This is a genomic window from Desulforhopalus sp. (assembly GCA_030247675.1).
GTDB lineage: Bacteria > Desulfobacterota > Desulfobulbia > Desulfobulbales > Desulfocapsaceae > Desulforhopalus_A.
In genome coordinates, this window is sequence record JAOTRX010000002.1 from 1196984 (window position 1) to 1218394 (window position 21411).

Below are 21411 nucleotides of genomic sequence, written 5' to 3' on the forward strand. Positions count from 1 at the left end.
TGTCCCTCCCAGCCCACGGCCTGTCGATCGCCTCTTCCGACTACAAATTGATGTTTTCTTCCGGAATAGGCTTTTTCTTGCCGGTGTCGGTGAGCTGCAACTTGCCCCAGGCGCCGGTGATGAGCATTGGCTGGTGAAAGGTGACATGACGATAGTAATAGCTGCCGTCGCTGTCCTTGGCGGCGGCAGCCGCCTCGATATGCCGCGAAGCCACCGGACTGTCGCCACCGGAGACCCGATCGATCCACCAATCCTTATCAACGATGACCAGACGGCGGACATCCGGCCAGCCGCCGTTTTTAAGCAGAGCGAGCATCTCCTTCTCCAGGGCGAGGTCGGTCATCCCCGGTTTCGGCATCTTCTGCTGCTTGCCGCTGCTGTTTTTGATCTCGCCCAGCAGAGCGGCATAGGAGGCAAAGTTGTCACCGGCGATAGTGAACTCGCCGGAGGCATAGATGTCGCCATAGGCCTTGACCTCGACGCGAAAGGTATGCTTTCCCGGGGACAACTCGCTGAGGTATTTGGTGAACAGCTCCGGACCGAATTTGAGGCCGTCCTTTTCCGGAAAGATGATATCGCGATCGGAATAGTTGCTCATCGCCGCCGGATCCGGGGCGATATCAAGGATGAAGTAGTCGACGGCAAGCAGGTCCGGCCGTTTCAGGCCGATGGTCCGAGAGGTTTTCTGTTGCCCATCGATCATGATGTAAACGATCAGATAGTCACTGGAGCCAAGCAGGCTTTTCCACGGCTTGGCCGCCTTGAGCATGCCGTAGATGCGGTCCCCGGCGGCAAAGGCGGCGACGCCCGGAGGCGGTGAGGCCGGATTGATCGGCTCCTTGGCAAAGATGGTGCCGCCCTTATTGGTCTTGGCGTTGGTGGCCGCGGCCGGTACTGCCGACGCGGCCACTGGAGCTGAGGAGGCGGTTTCAGCGGGCGAATCGGCAGTGACCCCGGTCTTGGCGGCAGTGGTGCCAGTTGTTTTTTGGGCCTGATCAGATACCTTGCCGCCAGCCGCCGTGGATTCTTTGTTCTCCTCGAAAACAGAGCTCTTGGCGGTGGCCTTGCGGGCCGGTTCAGGGCTTTTCTTGACCGCCTTCTCCCCAGCGGGCGCGGTAGGCTTGGCAGTCTCCCCGTCACCCGCCTTCTTGCCCTCGTCGCCGGGAATGACCTTGCGCACCCCATCCTCAACCGCCGCCGCCCCGCTTTTCACGGCCTTGCCGACATCGTCGACCACCGAGCCGAAATCGAAGGCGTGCCCGACGATTGGCAGCAGCAACACCAGCAGCGCCAACCCCACCAAACTCTGGCCAACTCGAAAAAAGCTTGTTTGCCTCACGGTTGTTTCCCCCTTTGTCTGATATGGTGATCTTGCGGGCAGCGGAACCGCCCGGCCTTATCTGCTTATCAATGCGTCAATAATACCAGAAAGATAGTCCCGGGTAAACCTTCCCTGACAGGGAAACCAGGAATTGTCCATATCTATGACAACGTGATATCGGGGAGATAAAACAACGAGTCGCCCCATGCGCCGCTACAGAAATGTTCCAGATGAACGGGTGATTGTATGCGTTGAGAAGGGTGATCGAGAAGGTGTCGATTAATGACGATGTCCGCTGTCGCGCCGTGTATTCCCCGTGATCGAAAAGGGCAGGGCTTGTAAATACCTTGGAATACTGGAATAACATCCCGGAATGACACATTGTTGTAGCTGTAGAATGTACCCGTTCAACCAATAATTTTCCCGTGGTATTGGCTCGTATACGATCAGATTACTTTATTATTGCCCCAGAGGTATCTTTCTCCTGAATCTTTCCGAGTGTGAACTGTTATACTGAATTTGTGTAGAATTATGAGCCGAGGCAACTGGTGCTCGGTTTTCACAAACAAGTCCAGCGAGTAAGAGGAATTCCCATGGTGAGATTCACCGTCCATACCCTTGGTGAGCATGTCATCGACAATATGGTTGTCACCGGCCCTTGCCGGGATATCATCATGACCATGGTCGAGATGTTTCTGGCCACCTATAGCGGCCCGCCCGACGGCGACCTTGACTACGCCTTCGCCGAATATATTATTAGGGTTTCCATGGGCCAGGGGCGGATTCTCGACTGGCAGCCTGCGCCCCCTCAGGAAATTCACTGAGCACATCCATTCAACCACAAGGAAGCAATTATGAAAGTAGTGGCATTCAATGGCAGTCCCAAGAAAGACGGCAACACCTGGCACGCCCTGAAAATGGTGACCGACGAACTGGAAAAAGAAGGGATTAGCACCGATATCATCCATGTCGGCAACCAGGCGGTGCGCGGCTGCCTGGCCTGTGGCCAGTGTTTCAAGAAGAAGAATGAGCAATGCATTCAGACGGAGGATCCGGTCAACGAGTGGATTCAGCTGATGAAGGGGGCCGATGGCATCCTCCTCGGTTCGCCGGTACATTTTTCCGCCATTGCCGGCACCATGAAATCCTTTCTCGACCGGGCCTTCTATGTTACCGGCGTCAACAACTCGATGCTCCGCCATAAAGTGGGGGCCTCGGTGGTGGCCGTCAGGCGTTCCGGCGGTCTGCCCACCTTTAATCAGCTCAATAATTTCTTGTGTTATGCCGAGATGTTGCTGCCGACTTCCAATTATTGGAATGTCATCCATGGCGCGGCGCCGGGCGAGGTCGTCAAGGATGAAGAGGGCAACCAGATCATGCGTACTCTCGGTAAAAATATGGCGTGGTTGCTGAAGCTGGTCGAACATGGCAAAGGGGCAATCACCCCGCCTGAGCCGGAGAAAAAGGTCTGGATGAATTTTGTCAGGTAAATAGAACCCTGGGAGGTGCAGCTATGGACCTTATTGAGGCGATCCGAACCCGCAGGAGCATTCGCCAGTTTCAGAATCTGCCGGTTGGCGAGGACCAGGTCACTGCCATTATCGAGGCGGCGATGCTGGCCCCCTCGGCCGGCAATCAGCAGCCCTGGCACTTCATAGTAATTTCCGACCGGGCGAAACTGGACGCGATTCCGACATTTCATCCCCATAGCAAAATGGTCCTGCAGGCACCGGTTGCCATTCTGATCTGCGGCGATCCAACCGGTACCCCCTGGCCGGATTTTTGGGTGCAGGATTGCAGCGCCGCTACCGAGAATGCCCTCCTGGCCGCCAGGGATTTGGGCTTGGGCTCGGTTTGGGCGGGGATATATCCGGTGGCCGAGCGGATGACCGGGTTTCGCAATCTGCTTGCCATCCCCGACCATGTGTATCCATTCTCGCTTATTCCCCTGGGTTGGCCGATTGGTGAGTTTCAGACCGCCGAGAGATTTAAGGCGGAGCGCATTCACCGGGATGGCTGGTGATTGGCGCTGCAGGAAGTATCTGGGAATGAGGGGGTGAGTCTCACTGCACGATTGCAGCCAGCCTGTGATCGTGCGGTGGGGCAGCAAGCCGGCGTTTTTAACAATTAATCTCAATAAAATTATATCGATGCGGGGTCGGCCTTGGTGAATCGTATCTTGTCATGTATGTGAAAGTGATTTATGTATGCTGCGCGCCTTGTGCCTGTTCCTCTTGAATCCCCTGAGTTTGTTATAGAAGCGCTACCGATAATTTGAGCAATGGAGCTGCAATGCTAGTGCAGACATTTATTAATTTTTATCTGAAAATATTCTTCATCCTGACACCATTTTTCGTGCTTTCGGCGTTCATTTCCCTGACCAAAGATTTTGACGAATCTGAAAAGCGGCGCACAGCCGTGAAGGTTACCGTAGGAGTCCTGCTCAGCTCCTTTCTCTTCTTTCTTTTCGGCAAGTATATCTTCCAACTCTTTGGAATTACACTGGATGCCTTCAGGATAGGCGCCGGCACCATTCTTTTTCTTTCCTCCCTTTCCATGCTGGCGGAGAAGAGTGCCACAAAAAATCAGGCTGGCGACCGCGACATTGCGATTGTTCCTCTCGCCATACCGATGGCTGTCGGGCCGGGTGTTATCGGCATGCTCCTCGTCACCGGTGCCGAAGCTGAAACGCTGACGGACAAAATTATTATTGGAATCGCCCTCCTATTCGCGGCCCTCAGTTTGGGCCTCATCCTCTACCTCTCCTCCAGAGTCAAGCGGCTCATCGGCCAGCAGGGTTTGATAATTCTGCCCAAGGTAACAGGCCTTTTTGTCTCTGCCATTGCAGCGCAGATCATTTTTACCGGTATACAAAATTTCCTTCATCTCAATTAGAGATATAGGTTTAGAGGTTGGATAGAATACACGTGGCGGATCTCGGCTTTGGTGCAGGAAAAAACTGTGGCCTTAGTTTCGGATAGAGTGCGGGTGTCGGGCTGGGGGATTGGGTTGAAGTATCCCATCGGTTAGCAGCAAAATAGAATCATTTACCAATTTGAGAGCATATTTTGCATATTTTCTGCATTTATATCTTGAAAAGTTGTAAAGTAAGAGTATGACTAGATGAAGTGACACCCGGTGATTCGCCGGATAATGTCTTTTACCCTTCATTTTTAAGGACTACTGTCATGCTTATCGAGTTCAGCGTTGCTAATTTCCGGTCCTTTTGGGAACCCCAAAAACTATCCTTGACCGCGACTCCTCAGAAAGACCTGCTTGAGAACAACACTTTCGTGAGTCCGGTTTCCGGTTTGCCTCGGCTCCTACGTTCAGCGGTTGTTTACGGACCCAATGCTGGGGGCAAAAGCAACTTTATCCGAGCCATCGGCTTTGTGAAGAAGTTTGTCATCTCTTCTGCTAAAGAACTTCAAGAAGGGGAAGAGATCGCGTTCACCCCCTTTCTGTTCAATCAACTTGGCCCAATCCAGCCCAGTGAATTCGAGGTGCAGTTTATTCAGGAAGGCGTCCGCTATCAGTATGGTTTTGCTGTCTCCAAGAAAAGGGTAACTAATGAGTGGTTGATCGCCTATCCGGAAGGTAGAGCCCAGCGTTGGTTTGAAAGGACCTTCCAGTCGGAAAGCAATAACTACCAATGGTATTTCGGCAGCCGTTTCATCGGCCGTAAGAAGCAATGGCAGGAGATGACTAGAAGCAACGCCCTGTTCCTATCTACCGCCATTCAATGGAACAGCGAACAGCTTAAACCGGTCTTTACCTGGTTTCAGAGGCTTTTCGTCATCAGCCACGACACCTTGCTTCACCCTATTTCCAGTGTGAATGCGTGCTATGACGATGAAAGGAAAAAGCAAATCCTTGCATTCATGAATGAAGCGGATATCAGCATCTCCGATATCCAGATGGAAACCAAAGACTTCTCGTCCGAAGATCTGCCTTCAGATCTGCCTGAAGAAATTAAGGAGGATATCCGTCTCAGGCTGAATGGTAAAAAAATGACGAGGGTGAGTTTTCTACATCCCGTTGATGGTGGAGATTCTCAAGTCAGTCTTTCGCTTGATGATGAGTCGGACGGCACTAGAAAACTCTTTGCCTATGCCGGCCCATGGCTTGATATGCTTTCCAAAGGCCGAATCATCATTGCCGATGAACTCGATAACAGTCTTCACCCAAAGATTATGCGATATCTGCTTGCCATGTTTCATAGCGATAGTACCAACCCTGCAAACGGGCAGCTAATCTTCACTACCCATGATACTTCTCTCTTGGATCAGGATTTTGTCCGGCGCGATCAGGTCTGGTTTATCGAAAAAGATAGGTCCAACGCCAGTAATCTCTATCCGCTTACCGATTTTAAGCCGAGAGCCGGAGAAGCCTTGCAGAAGGGATATTTGAGTGGCCGTTACGGAGCCTTGCCTTATACCAGAGAGGCCAACCTCTGATGGCCGACCAACTCTTTCATCGGAGAAAGGCCAAAAAAGCAGAAGCCCTACGCCGGGAGGCACAAAAGCGTGAGCCCTATGATCTAGTGTTGATCGTTTGCGAAGGGGGCAAGACAGAGCCGAAATACTTGCAGGAACTTTGCGACGCCTTCAAGCTGAGCACTGCCAATATCAGAATTGTCGGTGACGAATGCGGCTCATCGCCACGCAGTGTTGTGGATTATGCCTTAACCGAGTACCGGAAAGAAAGAAGGTACAATCGGGTCTTTTGCGTTTTCGATAAAGACCGGCATCCCACCTATTATGAGGCACTGGAACGAATCCGGACGGTAAGAATGGGCAAGGGTGATTCAATTCATGCTGTTACGTCGGTACCTTGTTTTGAGGTCTGGATCCTTTTGCATTTCGGCTATACCACCAAGGCGTTCGGTTCGAAAGATTCGTCTGGCTCGGTTTGTGTCTCGGTCATCAAAACTCTAAAAAAACACATTTCCGGCTACGACAAGGGCACAGGCGGCCTTTTCTCTCTCCTCAAGGAAAGACTGCCAGATGCTATGGCAAACGCCAGTCGGTTAGAGAAACATGCAGAGGAGTCGGGAAGTGACAACCCCTCTACCAAGATGCATCAGTTGGTTGGATATTTGCGCGACCTGAAGAAGTGAATGGTCTGGTGCCAGGCTTGGCTTATGGACGTTTTCAAGGCCTTTAAAGATGTCCATAAGTCAAGTCGGACATTAATCTCCAATCCTTTAGGATGGCCCTCTATTTGCAAGGAATAAGCAATGAAACCTGTCTTAAGAAATTTGTTGTTTTGTGCAATTGTTGTTACAGCAATAATGCTGCAAATACTGGGCACGGTTAAAAACAGTTATAGCGATGAGGTATTTCCCACAGAATGCGCTGATGAGAATCTAATAAATAAATATGCTAATGAACTTTTAGAGGTATTTAAAGAGTATTCCGAAGATATCAACCTTCAAAAAAAGAACCTCACTTTGCCTCTAAAAAAGTGGAGATTGATTGGAATGCAAAACCATACCCTAAAAAAATCACTCAAATGCTGTCGATTGAACAACTCTCTTTTCCATTAGTGCCAAATAAGAATGAAAGAAAAGAGCATAAGATTAGATTAGATTTGCGATTTAAACCACAATGCATTCCATCCAGTTTTCAGCCATATTTTCGTTTCTTAATAATCTTGCAAAATTTAGATGAAATTTATTCATACGAGTTTGAGAGAAGAAATGATTGGGTGTTGACCTCCATAGAAAACCAGTCGTTAAGAAAAGGAAAAATTATAGTAAAAGACTGGCTTAATCGACTCTTTCCCAAGATCGAAGATTGTTCACCAATTGCAGGGTTAAATTTTGAGACAGCAACTGGGCAAACCAGCACCCGCCTTTTAGAAGATTTAGGCTATCAACCAGCTCACTTAAATCGATCTCCGATTGCCGCGGCTATCTTCAAGATAAATGAGGAATTTTATGGATTGCCAGCTTCTGAACTGTGGATCGACTTATATCATCCTGAAGGTGGCGTTGAATGTTGTAGTGGATCTAGCTACAGAGTAGTGATACCCGTTAATGCATCGACAGTACAAAAGAAACTGCATTTAGCGACAGGATTTTTACCTGGCATAGAAATGCACTCGGGAGAAAAGATAAGGAACACCAAGTTACCGGCAGGTGGAGTTGATTTAAGTGGTGTCGGATATTTGGTTGATAAAGGAAATAATACAACAGAGTTTGTTTGTCATGTAGATGGCTATTAAGTATGAGATGGTGCCAGGCTTGATTTATGGATGGTTGGAAACCTTTCAGAATGTCCACGAATCAAACCAGGCAGTAACTACTCTTTCTATGCCAATCGGTTTATCAGAAGAAACATACCAAAATCCGTGCTCTTAAACTCACCGAAATCATACATTTTTTTTAGTATATCCAAGTTATATAATACTTGGTGCCGCAGCGGCCTAACAGGCGATATTTCCCAAAAAGCTGCACAAAACACCCCTTCAACCGCCAATTTTTTCAGCAAAATGACGATGCTTACGAAAAAATCTTCCAGTTATGCTGCAGCAAACTAACAGGAGCAGAACCCCAAAAAGCCGCACAGAAGATCCTAACAGCAATTTTGTTGTCAACGGGGAGATTCTGGTCTATCATGCCAGAACAATCTTACATTTCTATTAGATACGAAGAAGGTGAGAATTCTTTTTGAAGAAAGAATGAGGATATGCCAACGAGGAACGGCCTTTAACCGCAGGTTGAAAAGCCGTTCCTCCGGCCCAATTTCTCCAGAAAAGCCGCTGCAGGCTATTAAACGTTAACTCTTTTGATGAATGCCTTCGGCATGAAAGAAAATTAAAACGATAAAGTCATAAAAGAAAAACAAAAAACAAAACTGCATAAAAGCAAAAGAAATAACAGCATTAAAAGCAACAGAAATTAAAAGAAATTATTTGAGTTAACAAATCGTTTCTGCTGAAGCCGCAAAGAGCGCGGCTTCAGCAGAACTCCACGTTATGCTACAACCAAATTATAAATGGTGAAAAATGAAAGCCAAAAATCTTATAGAATATTACAAAAATTTTGCGATTACTACAGAAGATCTATTTGGTGTAAGTATTGAACTAGTCGGCCCTGCAAGTTTAGAGGGAAAAAATTTTGAAAATGCTCAAGGACCCTTTAGACACGCTAAAGGAGTTTATATGATAACTGACAATCAAGATAATATTCTTTATATAGGCATGTCTCAGCAAAACTCAATTGGACATCGTATTTTCAAAAGAATAGAAAAGGTTGAAAATGGAGATCATGGAAACGTTCTCTTGTCTAGCGTTTATGGAATAATTCCATCCAAACCAGAATATTCAATACTTTATGAAAAAGTAGGTTTAAGTTTGGTTTTCAAGTCTGATAATAAACGTCCCATTATGAACAAAAGAATGTGAAATAATAAATTCAATAAATAATTGCATAACCACCGTCTTCACTCGGAACCCGCAAACAGCGCGGGTCCGGTGAGCCGGAACGTTGTGTAACAAACAAGAATTCCCTGACAATTATTTATGGACGATAAATTACTTGAGAAATACCTTGCATATGCTAGCACCGAAGAGGCCTTTGCAGTTCTCTTTGTGAAGAAATATCTAGCTCAAGCAAAAGGGCACTGGATAGACATCATAGATAGCAAGCGATACGAAATGTCTCCGGATAATTTGCATTTCCGTTTCGTCCTTGGCGGTTTGTACAAGAGGAAAGTGCGACCGCAGTATCCATCCAAATCCAAATATACCATTAATGGCAAATTTGACGAACGCAGTTATTACTTGATGACACGAGCGATAACCTGGGAAACCGCACACAATGATATAGAGCAGCAGAAGTCAGAAAATGTGTCGATGACAAAATTCAAAATAACAGGGGTGAGCTACCCCAAAAATCGATATGGGAATGGATATTTCCGAGATGACGCACCACCAGAGATAAAAGCTCTTGCAAAAAATCTTTCAGATAAAACGAATCCTTTGTGGGACAGGGCCATGCAATACACCAATGACGAGGAGGAGTTCGTTTATAAGATCAAAAACGTATCCATTCTATAGCGGAGAACCTAATAGAAATAGTTCGATTCTTAAGCCAGTCAGAAAACTGCATTAACAGCATAACAACAGAAAAATAAAAACCAAAAAACAAAGAAAATAATTACACAACAAAGCGTTTCTGCGGACCCGCAGACAGCGCGGGCCCGCAGAACTTCACGTTGTGCATGGGAAAATATGACTACTACATCAAATACGGCTATAGAGTCCTCTAGAACTTTCACAGAACCGATTTTTGGTGAGTCTATTACATGTTTGACCACCAATAATACATATACAATCGGTAAAAAAATTGGTGAAGGTAACTTTGGGATTGTTTATGAATGCACCGACGTTTGGAATAATACTCTTGCTGTTAAAGTCTTAAAACCGAAAGGAACCTATGAAAAAGTTAAAGCATCCGCCGAGGCAGAGTTTATAAAATTATTCCAATTAAGACATCCATATATTACCTTTGTATACGATGCATTTGAATTTAGAGATACTTTCTATATTATCACCGAAAGATGCCACGGTTCCATTTCAGAAATATTCGAGATACCTGATTTTAATGGGATGTTATGGATAATGCCTCTGGCTAGACATTTGCTCCAAGCAATCAATTATTTGCATCTGAACAATTATGTTCATCAGGATATTCACGAAGGCAATGTTTTCGCAGCATTTGTTAAAGATGACATGGTAACAACAAAAGATGCTGTTATTCAATTTAAATTAGGCGATCTTGGGGTTTCAAAACTTATTAATGAAATAGATTTAGAGAACACGAGAGCACAATGGATGCTGCCCCCTGAAGTGTTAAATCCAAAAGAGTTTGGGCCTATTGACTCACGAATTGATATTTACCATGTGGGATTGTTGTTACTTCAAATAGCACATTCAAGGAAAATACAGTTCACTCAAGATGAGATATTATCAGGCAAACCAAGAGACTTGGCATTACAATTGGCAACCCCTTTCAACTTTGCTCTCGAAAAAACGCTAAGGAGGCATGTTGAATATCGAACAGCAAATTCTATGGAAATTTGGAGAGATCTAAATAGCCCATCCAGCTAATATAAAGAATAAATTTAGCACAACCAACGTCTCCACTCGGACCCCGCAAACAGCGCGGGTCCGTTGAGCCGGACCGTTGGGCATGATGGACACACATGAAAGTTAAACGGAAGAATATATCACTACTGCTTGGAAATGGTCCTAATCGGTCAAACGATTCAGGTGTTTCTTGGCACCAAGTCCTTCAGCAACTAGCTTTGTTCAGCAATAGCAAATCAGTACTGAAAAACTCAGAAATAAAACCATTTCCATTACTATATGAGGAGCTTGCGGTTCGTTGTGTTCGTAATGGAAAGATGGAAAGTGATTTGAAAAAGCGTGTTGCTATCCTAATGAAAGAGATGGCTCCTAATGGCATACATGGGCGTATTGCTAACGCTGGTTTCAAGCATATTATGACCACAAATTATGACTATTGCCTTGAAACGGCTGCTAACGAGACAGTCACACCTGCAAACATTCGAGAAGAGAACCGTTACAACCTTTTTAGAAGACGTCAGGTTTCAAATACGACAGTATGGCATATTCATGGTGAAATTGATAAGCCTCGAACTATTACCTTGGGGCATGACCATTACGTAGGATATTTACAAAAAATTAAAGAATATTTGGTTTGGGAGCGCAAAAACATCAGTCAAGATTTTGCTGAAAGGCACTCCCCTTTCATGCAAAAACAAATAGACTTCGATCATCATGAAGATATGTCACATTCGTGGGTTGATGTATTTCTTAGAGATGACATTCATATTTTTGGTTTTGGGTTGGACTATAGCGAAATAGACCTTTGGTGGCTTCTGATATTTAAGGAAAAACAGAAGTTAAAGGCTCGAAAATACACAAGCCTTCCTGCCTTTGGTGCTACGTGGTTTTACAATATTTACGAAGAACCGTTATCAAAACTAACACTCGGAAAGCTCTCTATCCTCGAATCAATCGGCGTTCAAATAATAAATATTGAGGTTGACCGAGGTTATGAGCGTGCCTACCACACAGCATTCAGTCAATTAATTGAAAATGCCCAACAACCGGGTGAACATTGACCGGGCAAAACGACGCGCCCGGTAAGTTACCCGGAGCGTTGGGCAACCAAAATCTATTCGATTAAAATTTCACTAAGAGGACATTATGAAAAAGATCAGTTATTTACTACTTGCCACATTAATGATCTGTTCTTGCAGTTCCAATCAACTAAAAGAAGAGGATTTTTACGGGGAATGGGAAGGCCGGTATGATATGAGAAAAGATGGCAAAACCAAAAAAGATATTTCGAAAATTTCTCTGAAAATCGGGAAGGGACTAGATGGAACTCTAATTTTGTATGTTCCAATAAATGATCTTATGAGCAATGAAGTTCAGTTTGAAGTCGAAGGTAAGTTGGAAAATAACAGCTATTTGTATACGTTAAATTCTGAAACTGAAAAGGATGCTAATACTAGAGTGATGGCAAAATGTAATTCCAAAATATCAACAGACAAGTCTTCATTAACTGTTGATTGTAATATTGTTGCAAAGGGGGGAGAGGGTGAGATTATTTCTGCGGTATTGTCTAGAAAATCAGGCAAATAAACGCCAAACATAACGCTGCAAGGGACTAGCAAGCAACCCGTTTTTTCGAAGTCCAGTCTTGCTGTCAAACTCACAGGTAACCCATTGATCAATGGTCAAATTCCGCAAGCCCCTGAGCTTGAAAGTTGGACATGAGAGATTCAGAATAATGAAAAGGTGCTTATGGAAACTTGTTTCGTGATGCAGCCATTCGACGGTTCGACCTTCGATCGTCGCTACGATGAAATATTCAAGCCTGCGATTGAAGCTGCTAGGCTTGATGCGTACCGCGTTGATCAGGACCCAGGAGCAAGCATTCCCATTGACGAGATCGAACGAGGAATACGCGATGCGCGCATTTGCCTTGCCGAGATTTAAATTCGGGGGACAGTATATCAAATTAAAGTGATGCAGGTGCTCTCTTCTGCTGGTCTAATAGCTTTCTCGCAAGACTCGTTGCGCAAGTTTTTGGTCTTGCCTGGTGTCTTGTCGTAGACCCTTCGCATTTTTCTGGAGAGCTCGCATAATACTCTCCAAAAGATCAGCCATTTTGCCGAGCATCTCGTCATGCTGCCATTCAATATTGGTGAATGGACCATCTGCAGTCAACAATTTCCCGGCCTATATGTCATCGCAAAGTTGCATAAACTCTGTCAGCAAATGGGCAGTTTTTGTGGTAAGATGCGAGTTCATAAATTATTAAAACAAGAAGCATTTGGTTTCATCTTGCAATAACAGGTTTGGTCATGCCCAAGGCGTTTAATCCGCTTGGTGGGTTCTGGAAAACATTCATGGACAATACCTCATTCATAGTGGCGGGAAGTCTGATCGACGGCAGCGGGGCTGGTGTGCGAAAGGATGTCTTTCTGGCGGTGCAGGAGGGAATCATAACCGCCATTGATTCCGTGGCACACCTTCCCCGCGTGGACGGAGCGGCCATAGCTGATCTCTCACACTGCACCATTCTGCCGCCCTTGGTTGACTGCAGTGTGGCCCTGTCGCGGTCGCCATCGGTGGCAAGAGATGTGCAGATCGCCTCTTCTCAGGCAGGCCTTGCCGAAAAGGCAGCCATGGTGGGGCGGCATATTCGCTACTGTCATGCCCACGGAGTGCTGGGAGTGGCTGAAAACGACGAGATATCCGATCTGATCGAACGCTGTTGGCAGGGGGTGGAGTTGGGCGGAATGATTGACATTCGGATCTCCGGCAATGGCTGCTTGAGCGAAAAGGGTTGTGCCGCAGGCGGAGCTACTGAAGGCAACTTTATTAGGATTAGCTATTCCGCAAGTATCGACGACGGCGATGATTCGTCTCCCCGACTTGATTATAATGACCTGTGCGGCATTCTTCAGGGCAGAGGCGGCAAGAAGGCAATCGTGGTGGCCAATGGTGCCCGGCAGGTAGCGGAGGCCCTTGCTGCTGGCTGCGATGCCATCGAACAGGGCTACGGCATGGGCGAGGACAACCTCCGCAAAATGGCGGAGAAGGGTGTTTTGTGGATTCCCAGCGTGCTGCGGGCCAAGAATGCCCTGGATGGTGCGGGGTCCGGCGGCGACGTATGCTGCCGTTTCTCCCAGCGCTATGTGGCCCCGGGCCAGGCGGTGCCGGGCGCCGAGGCATTTTGGCAGAAGGTGCTCGCCGAACAGCTCCGGCAATTGCGTTTTGCCAGAAATGCGGGAGTGGCTATGGCCCTTGGAACCGGAGCCGGCAGCACCGGCATACTCCATGGCGAGTCGATGCTTGAAGAGATGAAACTCTTTATTAAGGCCGGCTATTCCCTCCCCGAAACCATCCGCTGCGCCTCGGAAAACGGTGCGAGGTTCTTCGGTATGGAGGGCTTGGGGCAGCTTGCCGTCGGGCGGCGGACAACGTTTTTGATCACCAGGGGCGCAGTGCAACAACTACCGAGAAAGCTCTCCTACCTGGCAGGCATCTATGTTGATGGTGCGCCAAGTAGAGCATATAGCAAGATTCCTTTATAAGCGGAGATCCTATGTCATTGCCACAGTGGCAGGAACAACTGCCTGCAGCGAAAATCGTCACGGCGCAAGTGGCCCTGGAGTCGATTCACAATGGCTGCCGCGTCTTTATTGGTACCGGCTGCGGCGAGCCGCAGCACCTCATCCACGCCCTGGTCGCGGGCGGCGACAACCAGGACATCGTCATCTATCAGATGTTTTCCCACACCCTGGCGCAGTATGTCGATAATCCGGATTTTACCGAGCGTTTTTCCCTCAAGCTGTTTTTTATCAGCGAACCGATGCGCAAGGCGGTGTTTGAAGGCAAGATCGATTATCTGCCCACCTATCTTTCGCAGATTCCGAGATTATTCAAGAGCCATCGCATCGGTCTCGATATCGCCCTGGTTCAGGTCAGCCCCCCCGATGAATTCGGCTACTGCAGCCTTGGGGTTTCCGTCGATATCACCCGTTCCGCCCTGGAGAATGCCGAGCTGGTGATTGCCCAGGTCAATCCCTGCATGCCGCGGGCCTGGGGCGACAGCTTTGTGCATATCGACGCTATCGACTATTTTGTTCCCCATGAAGAGCCCTTGGTGACCTATGATCTCAATTTCCTGGGCGATCATATAAGCCGCCGCATCGGCCATTTTATCTCCCAGCTGATTCGCGATGGCGACACCCTGCAGATCGGTTTTGGCTCGTTGCCCAATGCCATCCTCAAGCACCTCGTCGACAAAAAGGACCTGGGCCTGCACACCCAGCTCATTACCGATGCCATGCTGCCGCTCTTTGAAAAAAAGGTCATCACCAATAAATTGAAGACCCTGCTGCCGCGGCGGGTCGTGGCCTCGTTGTGCATGGGTTCGGAAAAGCTGTATAACTACGTCAATGACAACCCGCTGTTTGATTTCCGCTCGTCGGAGTTCGTCAGCGATCCCCTGGTGATTGCCCGCAACGATAATCTCGTGTCCATCAGCTCGGCCCTGGAGGTGGATCTCACCGGCCAGGTCTGTTCCGACTCTCTCGGCTACCGTTTCTACAGCGGCATCGGCGACCAGGTGGATTTTCTGCGGGGGGCGGCCATGTCCAAGGGCGGCTTCTCGATCATCGCCCTGCCGTCCACGGCGCAAAATGGCACGGTTTCCCGGATTGTCTCACATCTGTCGGAGGGCGCCGGCGTTGCCACCACCAGAGGCGACGTCAATTTCGTGGTGACTGAATACGGTTGCGCCGAATTGCAGGGCAAGGGCATCTACCAAAGGGTCATCGAGCTGGCGCAGATCGCCCATCCCAAGTTCCGCGCGCAACTGATAGAGGCCGCCAAGAAGCACCATTATATCTTCGCCGACCAGCTGCCGCCGATGGAGCGTGATCTCATTTTTCTGGAAAAATACAACTGGCGGATCACCATGAAGAACGGCCAGAACGTGTCGATCCGGCCGCTGTACCCCTCCGACGAATTCGATTATCGTAACTTTTTCTACTCCTTGAAAGAGGAGACCATATATAAGCGATTTTTCTATAAAATGCGCCTTTTCTCGCACGAGGTGGCGCAGCAGCAATGGGCGGAGGTTGACTACCACGACAATATGTCGCTCATTGCCCGGGTGCGAAAGGGCGATCACCAGGAGGTCGTGGCCATCGGCTCGTACTACCGGGAGGAATACGGCTATGCCGAGGTGGCCTTCGTCGTCCACGACGACTTCCAGGGGCAGGGCCTGGCCAGCCAGATGCTGGGATTTTTGGAGCAAATCGCCAAGGAAAACAAATTCATCGGCTTTGTCGCCACGGTCCTGGACGAGAACCAGGCGATGTTCAACGTCTTCGCCAAGCGTTATCCCCATGCCAAATTGGCCCCCAATCTGAGCGGCGGATTTTTCGTCACCATGGATTTTCAGCCCCCGGCCGAGGGCGATGGGCAGTAATCCGTGCGGGCCACCTGCGAGTGATTCTTTGAGGTCGGGAGTCACTTGCCTTCTGTCCCGCCGCGTGACCCAGCCAGATCATGTCAATGACGCAAAAATTCAAGGGTGCGCAGGTAGGGCTTTAACCAGAAAAGGACGGTTAGAGGCAACACCACCGTTAATGGAGCAGCACCTTGTCTCGGATGAATCCCATTTTCTCGACATTCTCTAGAACCTTTGCCAGAATTTCTGGTTGCATTCTTGGGGTACGGCTGAGTATCCAGAGATATCTTCTGTCGGGGGTTCCAACGACGGCGTACTCGTATTCCTGTTCCAAGTCGATGATCCAATAGTCTCCCCGGAAAGGCCAGAAAAAAGAGACCTTAAGGCGGGCGTTGCTGGCCTTGTCGACGACCCAGGCCCGTCCCTTGGCCTGCCGCAGGCTGCCATCTTGCTCGTCCCGGCAACTATTCAGCACATCTATCTCGCCATCCGGGCGAGCGGTATATTGTGCCGTGCTGTTCTGGCAGCCTTTTTGAAAGCTGTTCGGGTATCGGCCGATTTCATACCACAGGCCAAGATAGCGATCGAGGTCGACATGGGCGACGGTCTGTAGCGGTTTTTCCGGGGCAATACTCGTTGTGGAGAGAGAACACGCGGCCAGAAAGAGGGAGACTGCAACAAGGGTTAAGGCCTTCATAAACATACCTCTTTTCTGATCAAGAAGGAGTTTTTTGTCCGGCAATTACGGGCACCCAGCATATCATGCTTGGAAATCGAATTTCATGACTTTCTGAAAGTGCGTCACCAGATAAATATGCTTGGTCGTGACCTGAAAAAATGCACAATCCGGTGCAGCTAAGAAATCGGTAAGATGCGGGTGTTTGGATAAAAAGAGAACCTGCTTTTCCTCGCGTGCCAGTCCGGTCAGCTCCTTGGTTGTGCCGAGAATGGTTGCCGCGGCGGCCTGGGTGAAATCCTTCACCTGATTGCTGCGATTATCCATGAGTAAGGAAACCCGCGGGTTGGTCGAGAGATTGTGCCATTTCCTGGTGGCGCGGGAGGTGGCAAAAAAAAAGTGCCGCAGGTCGGGGGTGCAGGCAACGGCAACCAGATTGGCATAAGGAGCCGAGCCGGCAGCCGTGGCGAGAACGGCCAAGGGCTGCTTGCAGCAGAGTTCCAGCAAGATATCAGGGTATATTTCAGAGGTGGTCATTGTTGGCTAAATTCCTCCATGAAGGCGACTTGCAGGCATGTCCGCCATGAGGTTCTTCTAAACAAAGGCTGTCAAGGATTGACGGGGAAAAGGACCGTTGAGGAAAGGGCATACGAATCACCTGATTGCAATCGCAACTACCGACGCAGCTTTGTTTGATAATAGCTGAGTTGTGGGGCCTAGCCAGACAAACCAAAGGTATGTCCTCGCGGTATAATATCGCATGGGCCAAGATATACCAATTAATTTACATATCCTGTCTCAACAAGGGTCAGGGGCTTGTCTTTATGATAGCCCCTTCAGGATGCCCTCACGAAACCAAACGATACAGTGTACTCACCTGAAGGCTTAAAGAACCAGCCAGCATAAAGAGACGAGCTGCAGATGGGAGTGTTTACTATCATTAGTCCCATATTTTTCTCCTATTGAAGTAGTGTTGTTTGACCCTATTGTTAAGGCATGACAAGGAAGAGAGAAAGCTCTTCCCTATAACCGATGAAAAACAACCAATGAGGTAAGAATATGAATAGCGATTTTGGTTCCCTGACTTGGGTGAATGATAAAGAAGGCCACGAGTATGTATGTGTTATCGATCGGCAGGATACGGTGACGAATTATGAGAGTCTCAGTGAGGGTGAGCGCTCGACCTGCAACAACGTCAATGATTTTATCGCAACCGATCGGTGGTAGCAGCCGGCTGGCTGGGCCAGGGGTTCAGCCAGAGTAAACAATTATAATTGGAACTGCGGCAGGTTTACTTTCCCAAACGGAAATTTTACTATACAGTGCAACGAAAAAGACAGAGGCGGCCAGGGTTACTGGCTGCCCCTGTCTTTTTTGTGTTCGCTAAGGCGCAAAGAGAGATTCTTCGCTACAGTTTGTAAGGCTTGCAAGCCTTGTAAATCATGCTTGCTAGAACACCCGTATAGTTAACCTCAGAGGGTTGCCCGCTTATGGACTTCTTTTTTGTCGCTGTCACCTGGCTCGGTTCCCTGTATCTTCTTTTGCCGCTGACGGTACTGCTCTGCCTGCTGTTGCTCTGGTACGGCAAATCCGGGCAGGCAATTTCGATCAGTCTGGGGATGGTGATCACCATCATCTCCGTCCATGCGGCTAAACTGTTGTTTCGCCGGCCGCGACCGTCCTCGCCCGACCTCCTTGTGGCGATGCCCGCCGACTGGTCATTTCCCAGTGCCCATACGGCCCAGGCTGCCGCCTTCTTCCTGTCGGTGACCTTGATTGCCTTTCAGGTCTTGCCGACACTCTGGGCGACTCTTGTAGCCCTTCTCAGTCTGCTGGTCATCGGCCTTGTCGGATATTCGCGCATCTACCTCCAGGTGCACTACCTTTCCGATGTTTTGGCAGGGATGGCTTTGGCCGTTCTCATTGTTTCAGGGGTGAGGTTGCTCGTTCCTCTTCTGCCTTGGCTACAGGGGAAATAGCTGGCTTTACTGACAACACATTGCATTCTTTAGAGGGGAGTTTAAACCGTGCGAAATAAATTTCTCGGCCAAGGGGAAGAGGGCTATCACCCGATACGCAAGATCATGGTCTGCCTATCCGGTTTGCGCTATGCCATTCGCTATGATTTCAGCGTCGCTTACAAGTTCTACCTTTCCCTGTTTATGCTCCTGACCTGCTTTTTTCTCCGCCAATGGGTCGATTTTCTTGTCATCATGGCCGCCACCGGCCTGGTGCTCATTGCTGAATTGTTCAACAGCGCCATCGAGGCTCTTTGCGACTTCATCGAGACCAATGAAAACGAGAAAATTAAGATAATAAAGGACATATCCGCCGCGGCGACAGGTATCTCCATACTTCTCTGGGTTGTTGTCCTGCTTACTGAACTCAGCAACTTCTGGGCAATCTTCCATGTCTAATGGGAATCGGCCGCAGGCCCTCGGGGTGTAGAGATTTTAGGCCTTGTCCGGCAAATGGCTGAGCTAATTTGCCGGGTTTTGGTGTATATTATCTGGCCTTTGGAAAAAGCGGCAAATAAACAACAATCGGGAAGGGTTTATGAAGGGTTCACTGGACGAAAAATTTAAAACGGAACTGAAACAGTTGATTATTGAGGAATGCGATCTGGACATCGGCCCGGAAGATATCCCCGACGATGACCCTCTGTTTGGCGAGTCTTCCTTGGTCGGGCTTGATTCGATCGACGCGCTGCAGATATCAATCGCCATCCAGAACAAGTACGGCGTGGTGATTACCGACAGCAAGGAGTTGCGGCAGGTCATGACTTCATTTGCTTCCTTTGCCGACTATATCCGGCCGGAGTGAGGCCGCATGGAAAATGTCTACATTACCGGCAATGCCATTCTCTGTTCTCTCGGCGAGAGTCTTGATGCAATAGTCGAGAGCATACGTAATAAGGTCTGCAAGACAACCGACATGCCGATCAAGGTTGCCGGCCTTGACTACACCCGGCCCCACTATCGGATTCCCGGCGCGGCGCAGGACAACCTTGCAGACCTTGACCAGCAATTCTACCGGATGCTTTTCGACACGGTCGGCCGGGCCATAAAGGATGCCGGGCTGACCGAGGCCGAGCTTGCAGGCTGCGCGCTATTTTTCGGATCGACATCAATAGATATGCCGATGGCCGAATGGGGCTATAAAACCGCCGGGCAATCAGGATCGAGGCAAATCTCCGAAGAGACCCCCGGCTATGGCATGATCATCAACCGGGTCGCCGAACAATTTGGGGTCTATGGCCCATGCTACACCTTTGCTACCGCCTGCACATCAAGTGCTAATTGCCTGCTGTACGCCGCTTCCCTGATACAGGCCGGGCAGATCGAACGGGCAATCGTTGTCGGCTATGATCTGTATATCGATGTCGGGCTGCTTGGCTTTGAATCGCTGAAGCTGATCGAGTCGAGCGGGTATAAGCCTTTTGATAAGAACCGGGTCGGGGTCATCATGGGCGAGGGTTGCGGCGCGGTTGTTCTTGAAGGCAAACGCCGGACACCTGACAACTTCCGCTTTCTCGGCGGGGCGAATGGCTGCGACACCTTCAATGTCACCACCCATAATGCCAGCGGCCGGGACATCGCCGCGGTGATCAGTGATGCCTTGAGAAATTGCAGACTCAGCCCCTGCGATATTGACGCGATCAAGGCCCACGCCACGGGGAGTCCCGTCAATGACGTCACGGAATTTAACGGCATGAAGATCGTCTTTGGTGACGAAATGCCTCCCTTTACCGGCATTAAGCCCTATGTCGGGCACACCGTCGGCGCATCGGGAGTCATTGAACTGATACTTATCACGGGGGCGGTGGCCAGGGGCTTTTTCCCGGCAACGGCTGGATTCAAGGATGTCGATGAGGCCATCAACGCCCGGCCACTCACGGAAAACCTCATGATCAAGCACGGCAATTTCATGCTGAATTTCTTCGGATTCGGCGGCAACTGTACATCGTTCATCGTCACCAATAAGGACTGACAGTCATGTATATCCACAACGCATCGGCGTTTGTTTGCGATCCTGTTGATGATATCGCCCCGCTGAAAGCCGAGCTGAAAAAGTACACCGACTATTTTTTCCGCAGGGTCAATAAATTCATCATGCTGTCGCTTATGGGCGTGCACCAGTGTGTGCACGGCAGAACGATAGATCCTGCCACCGCCGTGTACCTGTCCACCGAAAACGGCAATCTGGGCGACACGGAAAATGTTCTGCATCAGATCTTTCGGGAAAATTCCTTTCCCAAGCCGCTCAATTTTATCAACACCATGAGCAATACCGCCTCCTTTTATGTGGCGCAGAGCCTGCAGACCCTAGGACGCAGCATAACCGTGTCGAGTAAAAACGTGGCCTTCGAGCGGGGCCTGGAGCTGGCGCGGGTCGATTTTGCCTTGCAGCATATACAAGAGGCCTTGATCGGCGGGGTTGATGAAGCACTTTTCTCAAGGAAAAAATTTACCGAGAAATATCATGCCTCCTATCATTCCGTAAAGCTCGTCGAGGGCAGCAGCTGGCTGTACTGTACTGCCCGGAAGGCAGGGGCGATAGGTGAAATCCTCGATGTCGCCACCTTCCGGGACCGCGAGCAGGCGCTTGCCTGGGCGAGCAGCGCAGCCTCCGGTCATACCGTGCTGGCTTTCGGCATCCTCATGACGCCGCCTGACAAGGAGCTGTTCCGCAAACAATGCGGCAATCATGAGGAACTTGATTACATCACTAGGTTTGGCTATTACGAGACCTCCTCGGCCTTTGCCGTCGGCCATTTTCTCAAAACCTCCAGCAAGGCCCGGCTGCTGCACATCAATTGCGACACAAGAGGCCAATACAGCTGTGTTGCCTGTCAAAGGTATTGAAAGACAGGTGTTCTAACGG

General features: G+C 49.1%; 25 protein-coding genes. 22 read left to right on the forward strand and 3 right to left on the reverse strand.

Annotated elements, in window-relative coordinates; translation table 11 throughout:
* Window positions 1–40: 40 nt before the first annotated feature.
* Window positions 41–1339 carry a hypothetical protein gene (locus OEL83_05235; GenBank protein MDK9706435.1) on the reverse strand — a complete coding sequence of 433 codons (1299 nt, stop codon included), beginning with the start codon at window positions 1337–1339 and terminating at the stop codon, window positions 41–43.
* A gap of 575 nt (window positions 1340–1914) precedes the next feature.
* On the opposite strand from OEL83_05235, the gene OEL83_05240 reads away from it, so the two are divergent.
* The 16 genes from OEL83_05240 to OEL83_05315 all read left to right on the forward strand — a co-directional run bounded on the left by OEL83_05240 (window position 1915) and on the right by OEL83_05315 (window position 15869).
* On the forward strand, window positions 1915–2145 hold the full coding sequence (locus OEL83_05240; protein ID MDK9706436.1) for a hypothetical protein: 231 nt from the start codon (window positions 1915–1917) through the stop codon (window positions 2143–2145).
* 30 nt (window positions 2146–2175) lie between these two features.
* Complete coding sequence (locus tag OEL83_05245) at window positions 2176–2811, forward strand: flavodoxin family protein (GenBank protein ID MDK9706437.1); 636 nt, start codon at window positions 2176–2178, stop codon at window positions 2809–2811.
* Window positions 2812–2834: 23 nt separating this feature from the next.
* The gene (locus OEL83_05250; GenBank protein MDK9706438.1) at window positions 2835–3344 is read left to right on the forward strand and encodes a nitroreductase family protein; all 510 of its coding nucleotides are present in this window, start codon (window positions 2835–2837) and stop codon (window positions 3342–3344) included.
* 269 nt (window positions 3345–3613) lie between these two features.
* Window positions 3614–4216 carry a MarC family protein gene (locus OEL83_05255; GenBank protein MDK9706439.1) on the forward strand — a complete coding sequence of 201 codons (603 nt, stop codon included), beginning with the start codon at window positions 3614–3616 and terminating at the stop codon, window positions 4214–4216.
* A 293-nt stretch (window positions 4217–4509) separates the two neighbouring features.
* Window positions 4510–5778, forward strand: coding sequence for an ATP-binding protein (locus tag OEL83_05260; protein MDK9706440.1), 1269 nt, complete (start codon window positions 4510–4512; stop codon window positions 5776–5778).
* Complete coding sequence (locus OEL83_05265; protein ID MDK9706441.1) at window positions 5778–6440, forward strand: RloB family protein; 663 nt, start codon at window positions 5778–5780, stop codon at window positions 6438–6440. Before OEL83_05260 ends, OEL83_05265 begins: the two co-directional genes overlap by 1 nt.
* 120 nt (window positions 6441–6560) lie before the next feature.
* Window positions 6561–6869, forward strand: a complete 309-nt coding sequence (locus OEL83_05270; protein MDK9706442.1) for a hypothetical protein — start codon at window positions 6561–6563, stop codon at window positions 6867–6869.
* Window positions 6836–7549 carry a hypothetical protein gene (locus OEL83_05275; protein MDK9706443.1) on the forward strand — a complete coding sequence of 238 codons (714 nt, stop codon included), beginning with the start codon at window positions 6836–6838 and terminating at the stop codon, window positions 7547–7549. Before OEL83_05270 ends, OEL83_05275 begins: the two co-directional genes overlap by 34 nt.
* A gap of 783 nt (window positions 7550–8332) precedes the next feature.
* On the forward strand, window positions 8333–8731 hold the full coding sequence (locus OEL83_05280) for a hypothetical protein (GenBank protein ID MDK9706444.1): 399 nt from the start codon (window positions 8333–8335) through the stop codon (window positions 8729–8731).
* 117 nt (window positions 8732–8848) lie between these two features.
* Window positions 8849–9385: a hypothetical protein gene (locus tag OEL83_05285; protein ID MDK9706445.1), complete on the forward strand. Its 537-nt coding sequence runs from the start codon at window positions 8849–8851 to the stop codon at window positions 9383–9385.
* Window positions 9386–9559: 174 nt separating this feature from the next.
* Window positions 9560–10438: a protein kinase gene (locus tag OEL83_05290; GenBank protein MDK9706446.1), complete on the forward strand. Its 879-nt coding sequence runs from the start codon at window positions 9560–9562 to the stop codon at window positions 10436–10438.
* 95 nt (window positions 10439–10533) lie between these two features.
* Complete coding sequence (locus tag OEL83_05295; GenBank protein ID MDK9706447.1) at window positions 10534–11478, forward strand: SIR2 family protein; 945 nt, start codon at window positions 10534–10536, stop codon at window positions 11476–11478.
* Between the two features lie 85 nt (window positions 11479–11563).
* The gene (locus OEL83_05300) at window positions 11564–12004 is read left to right on the forward strand and encodes a hypothetical protein (GenBank protein ID MDK9706448.1); all 441 of its coding nucleotides are present in this window, start codon (window positions 11564–11566) and stop codon (window positions 12002–12004) included.
* 180 nt (window positions 12005–12184) lie between these two features.
* Window positions 12185–12361, forward strand: a complete 177-nt coding sequence (locus OEL83_05305) for a hypothetical protein (protein MDK9706449.1) — start codon at window positions 12185–12187, stop codon at window positions 12359–12361.
* Between the two features lie 413 nt (window positions 12362–12774).
* Window positions 12775–13965 carry an amidohydrolase family protein gene (locus tag OEL83_05310; protein ID MDK9706450.1) on the forward strand — a complete coding sequence of 397 codons (1191 nt, stop codon included), beginning with the start codon at window positions 12775–12777 and terminating at the stop codon, window positions 13963–13965.
* An 11-nt stretch (window positions 13966–13976) separates the two neighbouring features.
* Entirely contained in the window at window positions 13977–15869 is a 1893-nt protein-coding gene (locus OEL83_05315; protein ID MDK9706451.1) for a GNAT family N-acetyltransferase, read from the forward strand.
* Between the two features lie 157 nt (window positions 15870–16026).
* On the opposite strand, the gene OEL83_05320 is transcribed toward OEL83_05315, so the two are convergent.
* Both OEL83_05320 and OEL83_05325 read right to left on the reverse strand, forming a co-directional pair.
* Entirely contained in the window at window positions 16027–16548 is a 522-nt protein-coding gene (locus OEL83_05320) for a lipocalin family protein (protein ID MDK9706452.1), read from the reverse strand.
* 63 nt (window positions 16549–16611) lie between these two features.
* Window positions 16612–17064 carry a pyridoxamine 5'-phosphate oxidase family protein gene (locus OEL83_05325; protein ID MDK9706453.1) on the reverse strand — a complete coding sequence of 151 codons (453 nt, stop codon included), beginning with the start codon at window positions 17062–17064 and terminating at the stop codon, window positions 16612–16614.
* Between the two features lie 522 nt (window positions 17065–17586).
* On the opposite strand from OEL83_05325, the gene OEL83_05330 reads away from it, so the two are divergent.
* The 6 genes from OEL83_05330 to OEL83_05355 all read left to right on the forward strand — a co-directional run bounded on the left by OEL83_05330 (window position 17587) and on the right by OEL83_05355 (window position 21392).
* Entirely contained in the window at window positions 17587–17754 is a 168-nt protein-coding gene (locus tag OEL83_05330; protein MDK9706454.1) for a hypothetical protein, read from the forward strand.
* 263 nt (window positions 17755–18017) lie between these two features.
* On the forward strand, window positions 18018–18506 hold the full coding sequence (locus tag OEL83_05335) for a phosphatase PAP2 family protein (protein MDK9706455.1): 489 nt from the start codon (window positions 18018–18020) through the stop codon (window positions 18504–18506).
* Window positions 18507–18554: 48 nt separating this feature from the next.
* Window positions 18555–18944: a diacylglycerol kinase gene (locus OEL83_05340; protein ID MDK9706456.1), complete on the forward strand. Its 390-nt coding sequence runs from the start codon at window positions 18555–18557 to the stop codon at window positions 18942–18944.
* Window positions 18945–19083: 139 nt separating this feature from the next.
* Entirely contained in the window at window positions 19084–19350 is a 267-nt protein-coding gene (locus OEL83_05345; protein MDK9706457.1) for a phosphopantetheine-binding protein, read from the forward strand.
* 6 nt (window positions 19351–19356) lie between these two features.
* The gene (locus OEL83_05350) at window positions 19357–20517 is read left to right on the forward strand and encodes a hypothetical protein (GenBank protein ID MDK9706458.1); all 1161 of its coding nucleotides are present in this window, start codon (window positions 19357–19359) and stop codon (window positions 20515–20517) included.
* Between the two features lie 5 nt (window positions 20518–20522).
* A complete protein-coding gene (locus OEL83_05355) occupies window positions 20523–21392 on the forward strand; it encodes a hypothetical protein (protein MDK9706459.1) in 870 nt (289 codons plus the stop codon).
* Window positions 21393–21411: the final 19 nt, after the last annotated feature.